Origin of the sequence: Pseudomonas sp. ICMP 460, from assembly GCF_002723595.1 — a bacterium.
In the GTDB taxonomy this organism is placed as follows: Bacteria; Pseudomonadota; Gammaproteobacteria; order Pseudomonadales; family Pseudomonadaceae; genus Aquipseudomonas; species Aquipseudomonas kitaguniensis.
In genome coordinates this window covers 141826-155283 of record NZ_LKBR01000006.1, presented here as the reverse complement: position 1 = coordinate 155283, position 13458 = coordinate 141826, and the positions used below count along the sequence as shown (strand labels likewise).

Below are 13458 nucleotides of genomic sequence, written 5' to 3'. Positions count from 1 at the left end.
GGGCTGCGTAGCGGCCCCTTGATGTGCACCGCGTTCTTTCAGAAAGATCTTCATGTCCGGTTTTGGGGCCGCTACGCGGCCCAACGCGAGCAAGCCCGCTCGCCACAGAGGCCCACTTGCCCCAACAAGCGGGCTTTTCAGTCAGTGCGGTGCGCGGCTGATGGTCTTGAGCAGATCATCCGGGCTGATGTGTCCCACCACGCTGCCCGGTTGCGGCAACCCAAGGATGTGCCCCTTGATCTTGCCCACCACGTGCATCTCGCACGGCTTGCAATCGAACTTCAAGGTCAGCACTTCGTCTCCATGAATCAACTGCATCGGCGCCACTTTGGTTTTCACGCCGGTCACGCCCTTCGCCTGTTTTGGGCACAGGTTGAACGAGAAACGCAGGCAGTGCTTGGTGATCATCACCGGCACTTCGCCGGTTTCTTCGTGGGCTTCAAAGGCGGCGTCGATCAGCTTCACGCCGTGACGATGGTAAAACTCGCGAGCCTTCTGGTTGTAGACGTTGGCCAAAAACGACAGGTGCGCTTCGGGGTACACCGGCGGCGGCGACGTCTCGCCCTTGCGCCCACCGCGCGGGTGAGCCGCGATGCGTGCCGCGGTGAGTGCTTCGATCACTTCGCGGCGCAATGCCTTGAGCTGCGAATTGGGGATGAAGAACGCCTGCGGTGCATCCAGCTCGACAGCGGTGGCGTGGTACTCGGTGGTGCCGAGTTGGCCGAGCAGGTCGCGCAAGGTGTCCAGCGCCTGTTCCGGCTTGTTGGCTACGCCGAACGGGCCGGGCAGGGTGACGCTGGCGCTGATGCCTTCTTCGCTGGTGGCCGTCACGTGCAACTGGTCTTCGCGCAACCGAGCGGCCCACGACAAACCGATACGGCGTTCTGCCGAGGTCTTCTGCAGGGCTTGCTGCCAGTTGTGGTCGAGGTTGCGGTTCAGCGGGTGGTTGGGGCGCAGCTGATGCAGGCCGGCCGGCATCTCATTCGGTTCGACGCGGTAGCGGTAACGCTTTTCGCCGTCTTCTTCGAACTCGCCTTTAGGCTCGGCGATGTTGGCGCGAAAACCCACCACTTCGCGTTTTACCAGCACATTCAGGCCGTCGCCGTTGGACAGCGGCTCATGGGTCACCACGTGCAGGTCGCGTTTGCCGGCTTTTTCTACCACGCCGACCGGCAGGCCGGTGAAGGTCGGGGTATCGAAGGCGCCAATGTCGATCTTGCGGTCACTGACAAAGTAGTCAGTGCTGCCACGGTGGAAAGTTTTTTCCGGGTCGGGCAGGAAGAAGTGCGCGGTACGCCCGCTGGACGCACGGGCAAGGTCCGGGCGGTCTTCGAGGATTTCGTCGAGGCGCTGGCGGTAATAGGCAGTGATGTTCTTCACATAGCCCATGTCTTTGTAGCGGCCTTCGATCTTGAACGAACGCACACCGGCATCCACCAGCGCGCGCAGGTTGGCGCTCTGGTTGTTGTCTTTCATCGACAGCAAGTGTTTTTCAAAGGCGACGACGCGGCCCTGGTCATCTTTCAAGGTGTACGGCAGGCGGCAGGCCTGCGAGCAGTCGCCACGGTTGGCACTGCGGCCCTTCTGCGCGTGCGAGATATTGCACTGCCCGGAGAACGCCACGCACAAGGCGCCGTGAATAAAGAACTCGATGGCGGCGTCGGTTTCGTCGGCAATCGCGCGAATTTCCTGCAGGTTCAGCTCGCGGGCCAATACCAACTGCGAGAAACCGGCCTGGTCGAGAAACTTCGCGCGGCCGAGGGTGCGGATGTCGGTCTGGGTGCTCGCGTGCAGCTCGATCGGCGGAATATCCAGCTCCATCACGCCCAAATCCTGCACGATCAACGCATCAACGCCGGCGTCATACAGCTGATGGATCAGCTTGCGCGCGGGTTCCAGCTCATTGTCATGCAGGATGGTGTTGATGGTGGTGAACACACGGGCGTGGTAGCGCCGGGCGAATTCGACCAGTTGAGCAATATCGCTCACCTCGTTACACGCATTGTGGCGCGCGCCGAAGCTTGGGCCGCCAATGTAGATGGCGTCGGCGCCATGCAAGATAGCCTCGCGCGCGATGGACACATCGCGGGCAGGGCTGAGCAATTCTAGGTGATGCTTGGGCAAGGACATAGTTTTTTTAGTCAGGCTTGTCACGGTTGAGGTGCGCATTATGTGGCAGCTGGCAAGCTTTGGCGAGACTGCCAGCGCGGTAGCGCTTTTGTGGGAGCGGGCTTGCTCGCGATGCAGGCAACTCGGTACAGCAGGCACACCAGGTTGATGCTATCGCGAGCAAGCCCGCTCCCACAATTCAGGCCTTGGCGGCCATTGCGGTGACTTCCACGCGCATGCCTTCAACCGCCAGGGCGGCGACGCCCACGGCAGCGCGAACCGGCCATGGCTTGGCGAAATAGCGTGTGTAGACCGCGTTAAACGCCGCGCGGTCGGCCATGTCGGTGAGGTAGATGGTCAGGTGCATCACGCGGTCCATCGAGCTGCCGGCTTTTTCCAGCGCAACCTTCAGGGCTTGCAGGGTGCATTCGCTTTGCAGCGTTATATCGCCAAGCTCCAGGCTGCCATCGGCGCGGGTCGGGATCTGGGTGGACACCAGAATGCCGTTGAAGCCAATAACGTCGGATGAAATCGAGTCGGCATCGGGGTCGGGGGTGTAGCTCAGGTCGTGGTTGGCCATGCGGTAGTCCTGGCGGAAAAAAGAGTGCCAATTTAACCACAGACGCCGCCTACAACCTTACGTTTGCGGGGGTGCGACGCTGATTGGCCAGCGAATATTTGACGTCAATTAATAATTATTTTTTACCCATCAAGTCGCGTCTTTACGGGTCGATAGCCAACTGGAACACCTGGATTTTCCGCACGGCAGAGGCTAAGTCATGTTCAACAAAAAACTCAAAACAGAACTGGCGGCCAGGAGGGCCGACGTTACCGAGTACAAAGGACTGATTGCTGCACTCGAGCGCTCCATGGCCGTGGTCGAATTTGACCTTAACGGCAAGGTGTTACGCGCCAACGATAACTTTATGAGGACGATGGGTTACACCGCGGATCAACTGGCCAGCAAGTCGCACCGTGACTTTTGCTTGCCGGCGCTGACCAACAGCCCCGCCTATGCCGAGTTCTGGCGCGAACTCAAAGCCGGGAAGTTTGCTTCCGGCACGTTCAAACGTGTGCACAGCAGTGGCCGCACGGTGTGGTTGGAGGCCAGCTACAACCCGGTGCTGGATGAGCGCGGGCAAGCCGTGAAAGTGGTCAAGTACGCGTTGGACGTGACCGACAAGGTCGAACAGGAAGCCGTTACCCGCAGCAAACTGACGGCATTGGATCGCGCCATGGCGGTGATCGAATTTGACCTGAACGGCCAGGTATTGGACGCCAACCCAAACTTTTTGCAGGTGATGGGTTACGCGTTGGCGGAAATCAAAGGCAAGCACCATCGTCTGTTTTGCGAACCCAGCTTGATCAACAGCAGCGAGTATGGCGATTTTTGGCGACGCTTGAACAACGGTGAGTTTTTCACCGGGCAATTCAAACGCCTCGGCAAGCATGGCCGGGTCACGTGGCTGGAGGCCAGTTACAACCCGGTGTACGACGGTGAAGGGAAGCTGGTCAAAATCGTCAAGTTCGCCAGCGACATCACCGAGCGCGTCGAGAAGTTCGAGGAAGATTCGCGGGGTGCCTCTCGGGCGTACCATATTTCCTCGGAAACCGAGCGATTCGCCGAGCACGGCACCCAGGTGATCCAGGACACCGCCAGTGAAATGCGCCGGATCGCCGATAACATCGGCACCTCGGCCAAGCTGGTGGGGCAGTTGGGCGAGCGCTCCGAGCAAATTACCGCCATCGTCAACACCATTCGCGGCATCGCCGACCAAACTAACTTGCTTGCGCTAAACGCGGCTATTGAGGCTGCACGCGCAGGTGATCAGGGCCGTGGGTTTGCGGTGGTGGCGGACGAGGTCAGGCAATTGGCCGGGCGCACCAGCCGCTCCACGGCAGAAATTGCCGAGATGATCGGCATGATCCTCTCGGAAACCCGTGACGCTGTGACCAGCATGAACGCCACCCAGGAAGGCGCGCAGCGCGGCGTCAGCCTGGCCGACCAAGCGGGCTCGGTGATCTTGCAAATCCGCACCAGCACCAGCGATGCCGTCGAAGCGGTGAGCATGTTTGCCTCCAAACTGGATGAGTCGGAGGTAATTCCCAAAAGCGCTGTCGGCTGGGTAGGGTAGAGCCGGCCCATTAACTGCGCGCGCGATTAACGCTGCTCAAGCAGATTGAGCAGCGTTAATCGCGCGCGCGGGTTATCGGCTGACTCTGCGCCGGTGTGGGGCGGGTTTACTCGTTCACATCCATGAATTCTTCAGCCCAGGCGAGGTAGCTTTCCGGCAGCGTGTAGGTGTGCGTCAGCTCGGTAGCGCTGAGGTTGGAGGTGCTGTGGGTCAACTTGCGTTGGGCGCGCAGGCTGTCGTAAGTCGCCTTGATCGACGCAAAGTAGGCCCCGTGGCCTGCGACCACAATGCGCACGCCCAGCGCGGCCAGGCGCTCACTGTCATTGAGCTTGGGGTTGCCGTAGGTCACCAGCATCAGTGGCACGCTGAGGTTTTGTGCGATCTGCTCAAGGTGCTCGAAGTCTTTCACGCCGACCATGCAAATACCGTCCGCACCGGCCTTTTCATAGGCTTTGGTGCGCGCGATCACGTCTTCGGTCGGCAACACGCCGGCGTTCGTGCGGGCGATGATCGACAGTTCCGGGTCGACGCGCGCTTCAAGCGCCGCCTTGACCTTGCCGATGCCTTCCTCAACCGTAATCAGGTCGGTGGACTTGCGCCCGAATTGCGCGGGCAACAGCGTGTCTTCGATGGTGAGCGCCGCAACGCCTGCGCGCTCAAGTTCTTCGACGGTGCGCATCACATTCAGCGCATTACCGTAGCCGTGGTCGGCGTCGGCGATGAACGGCAACTGGGCCACACGGCCGATCCGGGTCGCCTGCTCAACGAACTCACTCAGTGTAATCAGCGCAAAATCGGGTGCCGCGAGTACCTGCAACGACGCGACTGAACCACCCAGAATGCCCACTTCAAAACCCAGGTCGGCGGCGATGCGCGCAGACATGGGGTCGAAGACGGAAGCGGTTTCAACGCAGATTTGCTTTGCAAACAGTTCACGGAATTGGCGGCGCAGCGCTGAGTGAGAAATTTTTGGCATGTTCTTTCCTGGCTCTGGTCATCGTCGAGTGACGATCAATGTCTATTCATGGTGGCGCGAGATTACCACGCAGACGAACAGGGGATTATGACGTTTGAGCATGAGCGGCGCGCCAAATGCACCGACCGAGCGCCTATAGTGGTTCTACCGCCCCGTTGATTCACCGGGTGGCCGTGAACGCCAGACAATAAAGGTGAGCATAATGAACCGCGAATTCAAACCTGACCTGCCCGACGATGTGTCAAACCCCTTGGTCGACGCCGAGTACTTTGAGTACAGCAAAGCGGCCAACCCGATCAGCGCCAATCTGATCAGCCGGATTCCTTACCACAGCTTTCCGGCAGCGCTGTATGACAGCGGCCCCTCACGGGTAGTGCCGCTTGACCTCAGTGCCGAGCTGGGCTGCGAAGGCCCGGCGACCGGGCCTGGGCTGTGCGCCAATTTCATTCGGCTGAACGCCGGTGACGCGCTGAACCTGCACCCGAATGCCACTTCACAAGTGTTTTATGTGATCGCAGGCGCGGGCACAGTGGTGCAGGGCGAGCACGCCATTGAATGGTCCGCCGGCTGTTTTATCGCGCTGCCTGGCCTGCTGCAAGCGCGCTTTCGCGCCACCCAGGATGCGCGTCTTTACTACGTGCACGATGAACCGCTGTTGCGCTACCTGGGCGTGACGCGCAGCACCGACCGCTTCTTGCCGACGCTGTATCCCGCAGCGCTGGCTAACTTGAAACTGCGCGAAGCGGCAGACGACCCGCGTGCCGAAGACCGCAGCCGTATCAGTATTCTGCTGGGCAATCGCAACTTCCCGCAGACCCGAACCGTGACCCATGTGCTGTGGGCCATGTACGGAATCCTGCCCGCCGGCTCGATCCAAAAGCCCCACCGCCACCAATCGATAGCACTCGACTTCATCATCGACTGCCCCACGGGCTGTTATTCGCTGGTCGGCACAGAGCTGGACGCGCAAGGGCATATTCACAACCCGGTGCGCGTCGACTGGTCGCCCGGCCTGGCGTTCGTGACGCCACCGGGCTATTGGCACGCGCACTTCAATGAATCCGACAAAGAGGCGTTCCTGATCCCGATCCAGGACGCGGGGCTGCAAACGTATTTGCGCGCGTTGGATATTCGGTTCAGTTGAGGAGCGACGGCCAGAGGCGACACCTGGTCAGCCAATAAATGCATTTATTGCATTTTTTGTGAATTACGTTATGCGTTATCAGTATTTTACAGGCGGCGCTCAGGCCTTCATCGTGTGCACCCCTACACAGAATGCCGAGACCGTGCGCGCGGATCGACTTGAAATGCCCGATAGGGCATCTGGAGACGAACGTGCGTTACCTGACAAAACTCGCGGCGGCCATGGCCGCCGCATTCCTGTGCCTGACCGCGAACGCGCAAACGCTGGTGGTCGGTGACCAAAGTTATAACGCCCAAGCGGTGATGGAAGCGGCGGGCGTGCTCGACGATTTGCCCTATCAGCTTGAATGGAAGCAATTTACAGCGGGGTCGCCGGTCGCCGAAGCGCTCAACGCCAACAGCCTCGATATTGGCTTGCTGGGTGACGCGCCTGTGCTGTTCCTGGGCGCATTGGGCGCGCCGATCAAGGTGATTGCAGTCAGTCGGCAAAACCTCGACGGCGTGGCCATTCTGGTCAAAAAGGACTCGCCGATCCACAGCCTCGCGGACCTTGCAGGCAAACGCGCGGCCGTGTGGAAAGGCTCCTGGAGCCAGCAACTGCTGCTCACCGCGCTGGACAAAGCCGGTGTGCCACGCGACTCGCTGGCGTTGCGCTACCTGAGCGCGCTGGACGCATCACATGCGCTTGAGGGCGGCTCGGTTGACGTCATTGCCACGTGGGAGCCCTACGTGACGCAGCTTGAGCGCCAAGGCGCACGGGTGCTGGCAACCGCCGACGGCTTGATCCCCGCTCAAAGTTTTATTGCCGCCAACGCGAAAGCCGTGGAAGCCAAGCGCGCGCAAATCAGTGACTTCCTCCAGCGCCTGAAAAAAGCCCGTGACTGGGCACGTCAAAGCCCCGGCAACACCGATGCTTATGCAGACGCCTGGGCCAAACGCACACGCGCCGATGCAAACATCGCACGCGCCTGGTTTGCCAGAGCGCGCACCACGGTCGAGCCACTCACGGCGCAGTCGCCCGTCGAGGCGCAAAAGACCGTGGACTTTTTCGCAGGCCAGGGCCTGGTCAAATCGTACCCGGCAGCCAGCCTGTTCGACCCGTCATTCGCGGCCGCATTGCAGCCCGCCGTCGCCACCACTCAGCCCTGAACGCTTGAAGGAATAGTTTGATATGACCAAAAGACAGCTCAAACTGGGCGCCTTGACCATGGGCTGTGGTGGGCCAGGCCGCCACAACCTGTGGCTTGACCCTCAACTGCCTGCCGACGCCAGCGTTAACGTCGACTGGTACATCGACATCGCGCGCCAGGCCGAGGCGGCACTGTTCGACTTGATGTTTATCGTCGACAGCCAGTTCATCACCGAGGGTTCGCCCTCTCATTACCTGAATCGCCTGGAGCCGCTGACGCTGCTCTCGGCACTTGCCGTCAGCACGCGGCATATCGGCTTGGTCGGCACGCTGACCACTTCGTACAACTCGCCCTACAACGTCGCGCGGCGCCTGGCCTCACTCGACCTGATCAGCAAAGGCCGCGCCGGCTGGAACGTGGTCACCAGCGGCGACGCCGGCACTGCCGGTAATTACAGCCGCGACGAACATTATGATTACGACACCCGCTATGGCCGGGCGGCCGAACACGTCCAGGTGGTGCAGGGGCTGTGGAACTCTTACGAGGACGATGCGTTTGTGCGTGACAGAGCCACCGGCGAGTTTCTCGACCCGAGCAAACTGCACAGCCTGAACCACAAGGGCGAGCACTTTTCGGTGGTCGGTCCGCTGAATATCCAACGCTCGCCGCAAGGCCAGCCAGTGATATTCCAGGCCGGCGATTCTGCGCAAGGTCGCGACCTCGGCGCCGCGACGGCCGATGTGATTTTTACCCATGCAGCCAGCATCGAGCAGGGCCAGGCTTTTTACCGCGACATAAAGGCCAGGGCGGCGCAGCACGGTCGCGACCCAGAGCAATTACTGATAATGCCGGGGGCCGAAATCTACGTCGGCGACACCGACGAGCACGCACGTGAAATCGAACAGCACTACCATCAGGCCGACCATAGTTTTGAGCTTGCACTGAAGGAATTCGGGCGTAATTTCGGCTGGCATGATTTCAGCCAGTACGACCTCGATGCGCCGTTTCCGCAGCAGAGCCTGGAGGCCGCACGCAGCAGCTTTTTCACCGCTGCCAAACGCATTGCAGACCAGGCCCGCGAGCAAGGTTTCAGCTTGCGCCAAGCCATAGCGTTCGGTCGACAACTGCGCCCCGGCGCTTTCGTAGGCACGGCTGAGACCGTCGCGCAAAAGATCGCCGCGTGGTTCGAAGCACGCGCTGTAGATGGTTTTAATATCTATATCGGGCACCCGGAGCAATTCACGCGTTTTACCCAGGAAGTCATACCGTTGTTGCAAGCGCGTGGTGTTTATCGCACGGCGTATGAAGGTACGACGCTGCGGGAGAGTTTGGGCTTGCAGATTCCGCGGTGTCGCCAAGGGTAGTTGCGTCCGGTCGCAGACGGTAAGCGGGCTTGCCAGTTGTCAGGCGTGGGATTTTTCGTTCAACCTGAAGACGATGCCATCTACCTTCATTTCAACGGTGTACTTGAACAGCACATTGATGTGTTTGGACATGCCAGGGAGTCGGTAGCAGTCCCATCCGCCAGTCATGCCGTTTACCGGAATTCTGTAAGGGGCGCCTGACTCCAGAGGTTCGCCGAATTGAGATTTAACCCAGGCCTGAGTCATCTTGCTGTTGAGTGGGTATGGCAGACTACCTTTGTATATTGGCTCTCCTTCGAAGCCCTTAAGAAAGGTAATAAATAGATCTTCAAACCGTTTATTACCAGCCCAGAACCCCAGCTCTATACCCGGTTCAGGCGACATCGACAAAGTGTCGCTGTCGTCAAAAATACCCTTTGGTGGACCGCCCGGAAGATACATGCCGGAGGCGATCAACTCGGGGTAAGTGCGCCCAAGAGCTTTAACCAGGTCATCGATCATTGCTGCGTTCATATCAATATCAGCCTTGTTGCTGATGGAGATTGTGCAGGTCGCTAAGCGCAGTTTTAACCTGCTCTTCGGTAAAGCCTTGTTCAAGTAGGTAAGGACTGATGGCATCAAGTTTAAAACCGTCAAATGACGCGAAAAAGCGAGCTGATTTTGCGAGATACAATGCCGCAGATGAATGGATAAATAGTTTAAGTTAAATGTGCGACGAATGACGCCAGTGAAGTAATCAAAGGGGATTGCCGGGCTCTCTAAGGCGTGACACTTGCCACCGCGCCCTTAGCCTGGTCCAGCCAGCTTTGGGAAGGTGGTACCTGGGCTTCTAATGCCTGCGAGGCTTTGAGTATCTCGATCAAGTCTTGAGTCGTGGCGGTGCTCGCCGTCAATGCAGGCGGCACCGGCAAGGCTTGCACCGCTTCTGACGCAGCGCCGGTCTCAACGGTAAAGGCGCGAATCGCCTCCAGCCCCTCAAGCATCGGCAGTGTCAGGCCGGTGGCACGGTCAAACGCACGGATGCTGGGGAAGTCCACTTTGCCGCGAATCACCGGCGTGCCCAGCGACGGAACAATCAGCCCGATCAGGTAGCGTGGGTTGCGGCGTCTGATCGTCAGGCCAACACTGGCGACCGCCAACCCCACGCCCACCACGCGTTCGGCGGTCAGCCCGATCAGGTAGCGTGGGTTGCGGCGTCTGATCGTCAGGCCAACACTGGCGACCGCCAACCCCACGCCCACCACGCGTTCGGCGGTGACCAACAGCGATAGCGGGTTATTGGTTTCAGTGTCGAAAAATATGCCGCGATAACGAAAGTAGTCGCTGAAAATTTCCCGTTCATTCAAGGCCGCGTTCATAAANACCGCCAACCCCACGCCCACCACGCGTTCGGCGGTGACCAACAGCGATAGCGGGTTATTGGTTTCAGTGTCGAAAAATATGCCGCGATAACGAAAGTAGTCGCTGAAAATTTCCCGTTCATTCAAGGCCGCGTTCATAAACCAGGCGCGCGAGTCGTGCACNCAGTGTCGAAAAATATGCCGCGATAACGAAAGTAGTCGCTGAAAATTTCCCGTTCATTCAAGGCCGCGTTCATAAACCAGGCGCGCGAGTCGTGCACGTGTTCATCAAACATCTGGATGATCGGGTAGACCTTGTCGTTTAACGATTTGCCGTCTGCGCCGAACAGGTTGGCGTAGTTCATCTCGCCGGCCTCGCGCAGGTCGGCATAGTGCTGGGTAGACCTTGTCGTTTAACGATTTGCCGTCTGCGCCGAACAGGTTGGCGTAGTTCATCTCGCCGGCCTCGCGCAGGTCGGCATAGTGCTGGGCTTCGTCTTGCGCGTTGGTCATGTACACGAGGCCACCGACCAAGGTATTGGCAAGCGTGCCAAGGCTGAACAGTTCACCGGCGGGCCAAGTCCATTCCGGCACATAGTCGCGCCGAAAATCGGCAATGGCGTTGAGCAACTGGCGACAATCCAGGTTCGGTTCATACACTTTGCTGGTGTTAAAAGCACTTGAGGCGCGGGCGCCGGTGCGACGTTCGTAGTTCAGCTTGATCAGTTGATTATCGTTTTGCGTGGCCAACTGACGTTCAGACCAGACCGGCGCCGGAGTGCCCGCGCGGTTGGCGGCATCTTCCTCAAGCTGCAGGCTGTGTAACGCTTCAAAGGCGGCGACTTCCTCGGCGGTCATGTCTGCCGCGGGGCCGTTTTTCATCAGGCGGGCGTAAAAGTCGGTGTGTTTGGCACGGCCCTTGGCATAACGGCTGATTCGCCAACCGGTGATATGCCCGGCTTCGCGGGCCATGACCGCTTCCAGCGGGCCGTTGTCCATGGCGTCTAGCCAGATGTTGAAGCGTTCGATGAGTTGGGGGCCTACGTCGTACTCGTGTTCTGTTTGTACATCCATGACTAACCATGGCCAACGCTTTTTCAACTCACTATTAAACGCTTTTGGCGGTGCTTGCAACGGCGCACCAATCTTGTAGGCCTCACTGTACATATGGTGCAGAGCGAGTTGCGACAACACCATGTGGCCGCCCTCGGCGGCCTTGCCTTGGTCGCCGGGCGGGTAGCCGCCGCCGACGTCGGAGTGCATGCCGGGGTAAATGTATTCCGCCGTGCCCTGGCGATAGGTAGACGGGCAGTTTGGATCGTCCGGGTTGGCTTTGCGCCGAATCGAGTCGACAGGGAAGCAACTGCGCTGTTCGTGGGCCGCCACCAAGTGCACGCAGTGTTCAAGAAACTCCTCGGAGTCGGACAAGCGCATGGCGCCGTCGGCCCAGCCCATATGCCCGGCAGCAAACGGCACCAGGTACGGAAGGCCGACCGAGGCCACCGTATCGAATAGCCCCATGAACACAATTTTGATCGGCAGCCCGACAAACAAGTAGCAGGTTTCACCTTCCACCTCGACCTTGGTCAGGGCTTCAAGCCAGGTCGCAAACGCTCGCGCCTCGGCGGCTCCGCGTGAAAAGCCGTAGATAAACAGACGTATCGCCATGATTTTGGGGATCGACTTGGCCGTATGTGCTGCGTCAATTTGGCTTTTAAGTTCCGCCAGCGGTTGGGCCAACACCTCTTGGCGGCGGGTGTAGCTGTTTTTGAATATCGAAGCACCGAGTGCGTCTTCGGTAAGGCTGGTGCCCATTTTTTGCACAAGGGCATAGGCTTCGGGTACTTTCAGTGGTTTCTCATCGCAAGCCCTTTTCAGCGCATCGATCAAACGGGTCAATCCCCAGTTGATCCGGTTCTCGCCCCCTGTCGACATGGTGAGCCCTTGGCTATCAGGTTTGAACTCGCCTATTTCTTTGAACTCGGTGCCAACCCCCGGCATGTAGTAAGCATAAAAACCCTCTTGCTCCGCGGCCTCGCTGTCATCCCTACCCACACTGGCGTGGTACAGGCGAGCCACATTGGTCGTGGTTGAAGGCAATGCGAGGCTGTCTGACGGTTCATGGTTGTTGGTGCCGTCGAAGCAAAGCGTGATCGTCACAATCTGCATGCACGGGGGGCCCGGATACACCAATCCAGCTGCACGGTGTTCGTCCATCGACTGTTGTTCAAAAGGATCGTAGGCCACCTGTTGCGTTCGATAATTACGCAATACATCCCCAGATATTTGCGGCAACAGCCCACCCATTTCGAAATCGGGAGTCGGGCTGAGAAATTCCGCAGCAGGCTTTTGGAGTTTTGGGGTCATGGCTTCAGACATGTGGCTGGCTCATCCATTTTTTTAGGGAAGTGGAACGGATAATCTGAGCGGCCGGGATAAGTAGTGCCCGCTGATACAGCAACCTGGTTGCAGGGTAAGAAATGCACGTTCACCAAGCCCAAGTCTTCATATGGCACCACGGCCACAACCACACGATGACGGGTGTATTTGGCCGCATGCAGCTTGTAAGCAGCCCTGTAGCCATCTGTCCCAAGCGGAGGCCAATTGGCTGAAGCATGCGGATTCGGGTCTTTCTCCCACTCAACCACGACGGTCAAACCTGGGTGCCACTTCACCGGAAGCGGCGCGCAGCAGTTCTGCTTTCCACCGCCACCATAAGGGCCGACGTTTGGCCCGCCGTTACCATTCACCGAGAACCGGTTAATCGCCGCCGAGGTATGGCTATAGCCCTAGATGGGCGTGCCTAATCGTTCAGGCTGGGGCTGCGCACAGCCCAGCAGCGACATACCGCCCATTAACAGCACAAGGAATAAACGGCTCATAAAAGGGTTTCGTGGCGCGTCAACGTCAGTGGAGGTTTGCTCAGTGCGCTTGCGATAACATCCTGGTAATGCCGCTTGTCCTGGTCAAACCAGTGCCACTGGATCACCGGAGCTTTAAAAAGCCCTTGCTGGCGGCAATCAAGTAACAACGTGAAGTGCGCAGCATTGGCCGGTGCGAACATACGCTTATCCTTTAAAACGCGACGCCCAAGCCACAGCCTGCGCAAGCTCAAATTTCAGAGCACGCTAACAAGACGGAAAAAGATTTGATGTAGGAAGCCTCCCAAGTTCGTGTGGTATCCGTTTGATACGTCGAATACGCAGTGCTTGAGAGGGCTGTGAGAATTGCGCCGAGTGCATTCGGCGCATCGGTATTTCG

General features: G+C 58.8%; 12 protein-coding genes and 2 pseudogenes. 5 read left to right on the top strand and 9 right to left on the bottom strand.

The genetic code is table 11. The annotated features are described in order from the left end of the window. Positions 1–141: 141 nt before the first annotated feature. Both AO240_RS06790 and AO240_RS06785 read right to left on the bottom strand, forming a co-directional pair. Complete coding sequence (locus AO240_RS06790; protein ID WP_099235669.1) at positions 142–2130, bottom strand: U32 family peptidase; 1989 nt, start codon at positions 2128–2130, stop codon at positions 142–144. 178 nt (positions 2131–2308) lie between these two features. Further along, positions 2309–2689 (bottom strand): RidA family protein, encoded by a 381-nt coding sequence (locus AO240_RS06785; RefSeq protein WP_099235668.1) that lies wholly within the window; start codon positions 2687–2689, stop codon positions 2309–2311. 199 nt (positions 2690–2888) lie between these two features. Here AO240_RS06785 and AO240_RS29245 point away from each other — a divergent pair. Then, positions 2889–3656 (top strand): annotated as a pseudogene (locus tag AO240_RS29245) (PAS domain-containing protein); the annotation flags it as partial. 93 nt (positions 3657–3749) lie between these two features. Further along, positions 3750–4244, top strand: a complete 495-nt coding sequence (locus tag AO240_RS29240; RefSeq protein WP_371918601.1) for a methyl-accepting chemotaxis protein — start codon at positions 3750–3752, stop codon at positions 4242–4244. Between the two features lie 106 nt (positions 4245–4350). Here AO240_RS29240 and AO240_RS06775 read toward each other — a convergent pair whose 3' ends face one another. After that, positions 4351–5220, bottom strand: a complete 870-nt coding sequence (locus tag AO240_RS06775; RefSeq protein ID WP_099235666.1) for an oxaloacetate decarboxylase — start codon at positions 5218–5220, stop codon at positions 4351–4353. Positions 5221–5422: 202 nt separating this feature from the next. Here AO240_RS06775 and AO240_RS06770 point away from each other — a divergent pair, with 202 nt between their 5' ends. The 3 genes from AO240_RS06770 to AO240_RS06760 all read left to right on the top strand — a co-directional run bounded on the left by AO240_RS06770 (position 5423) and on the right by AO240_RS06760 (position 8857). Then, the gene (locus AO240_RS06770; protein ID WP_099235665.1) at positions 5423–6364 is read left to right on the top strand and encodes a cupin; all 942 of its coding nucleotides are present in this window, start codon (positions 5423–5425) and stop codon (positions 6362–6364) included. A 191-nt stretch (positions 6365–6555) separates the two neighbouring features. Further along, positions 6556–7512, top strand: coding sequence for an ABC transporter substrate-binding protein (locus AO240_RS06765; RefSeq protein ID WP_099235664.1), 957 nt, complete (start codon positions 6556–6558; stop codon positions 7510–7512). A gap of 22 nt (positions 7513–7534) precedes the next feature. Further along, complete coding sequence (locus AO240_RS06760) at positions 7535–8857, top strand: LLM class flavin-dependent oxidoreductase (protein ID WP_099235663.1); 1323 nt, start codon at positions 7535–7537, stop codon at positions 8855–8857. Positions 8858–8896: 39 nt separating this feature from the next. On the opposite strand, the gene AO240_RS06755 is transcribed toward AO240_RS06760, so the two are convergent. The 6 genes and pseudogenes from AO240_RS06755 to AO240_RS06735 form a co-directional block, all read right to left on the bottom strand. Further along, positions 8897–9370 (bottom strand): DUF6392 family protein, encoded by a 474-nt coding sequence (locus AO240_RS06755; protein ID WP_177445793.1) that lies wholly within the window; start codon positions 9368–9370, stop codon positions 8897–8899. A 245-nt stretch (positions 9371–9615) separates the two neighbouring features. Beyond that, positions 9616–10344 (bottom strand): hypothetical protein, encoded by a 729-nt coding sequence (locus tag AO240_RS29235; RefSeq protein WP_371918600.1) that lies wholly within the window; start codon positions 10342–10344, stop codon positions 9616–9618. 8 nt (positions 10345–10352) lie between these two features. Beyond that, on the bottom strand, positions 10353–10562 hold the full coding sequence (locus AO240_RS29230; RefSeq protein ID WP_371918599.1) for a hypothetical protein: 210 nt from the start codon (positions 10560–10562) through the stop codon (positions 10353–10355). Beyond that, positions 10486–12366 (bottom strand): DUF2235 domain-containing protein, encoded by a 1881-nt coding sequence (locus tag AO240_RS06745; protein ID WP_256585874.1) that lies wholly within the window; start codon positions 12364–12366, stop codon positions 10486–10488. Before AO240_RS06745 ends, AO240_RS29230 begins: the two co-directional genes overlap by 77 nt. Before the next feature lie 194 nt (positions 12367–12560). After that, a pseudogene (locus AO240_RS06740) lies at positions 12561–12971 on the bottom strand (DUF3304 domain-containing protein); the annotation flags it as partial. A gap of 104 nt (positions 12972–13075) precedes the next feature. After that, the gene (locus AO240_RS06735) at positions 13076–13261 is read right to left on the bottom strand and encodes a hypothetical protein (protein WP_099235662.1); all 186 of its coding nucleotides are present in this window, start codon (positions 13259–13261) and stop codon (positions 13076–13078) included. Between the last annotated feature and the right edge of the window lie 197 nt (positions 13262–13458).

Coding starts and splice junctions, on each gene's coding strand:
- AO240_RS06755 (WP_177445793.1), bottom strand. CDS start 9,370: ATGAACGCAGCAATGATCGATGACCTGGTTAAAGCTCTTGGGCGCACT.
- AO240_RS06785 (WP_099235668.1), bottom strand. CDS start 2,689: ATGGCCAACCACGACCTGAGCTACACCCCCGACCCCGATGCCGACTCG.
- AO240_RS06760 (WP_099235663.1), top strand. CDS start 7,535: ATGACCAAAAGACAGCTCAAACTGGGCGCCTTGACCATGGGCTGTGGT.
- AO240_RS06745 (WP_256585874.1), bottom strand. CDS start 12,366: ATGCAGATTGTGACGATCACGCTTTGCTTCGACGGCACCAACAACCAT.
- AO240_RS06790 (WP_099235669.1), bottom strand. CDS start 2,130: ATGTCCTTGCCCAAGCATCACCTAGAATTGCTCAGCCCTGCCCGCGAT.
- AO240_RS06770 (WP_099235665.1), top strand. CDS start 5,423: ATGAACCGCGAATTCAAACCTGACCTGCCCGACGATGTGTCAAACCCC.
- AO240_RS06775 (WP_099235666.1), bottom strand. CDS start 5,220: ATGCCAAAAATTTCTCACTCAGCGCTGCGCCGCCAATTCCGTGAACTG.
- AO240_RS06735 (WP_099235662.1), bottom strand. CDS start 13,261: ATGTTCGCACCGGCCAATGCTGCGCACTTCACGTTGTTACTTGATTGC.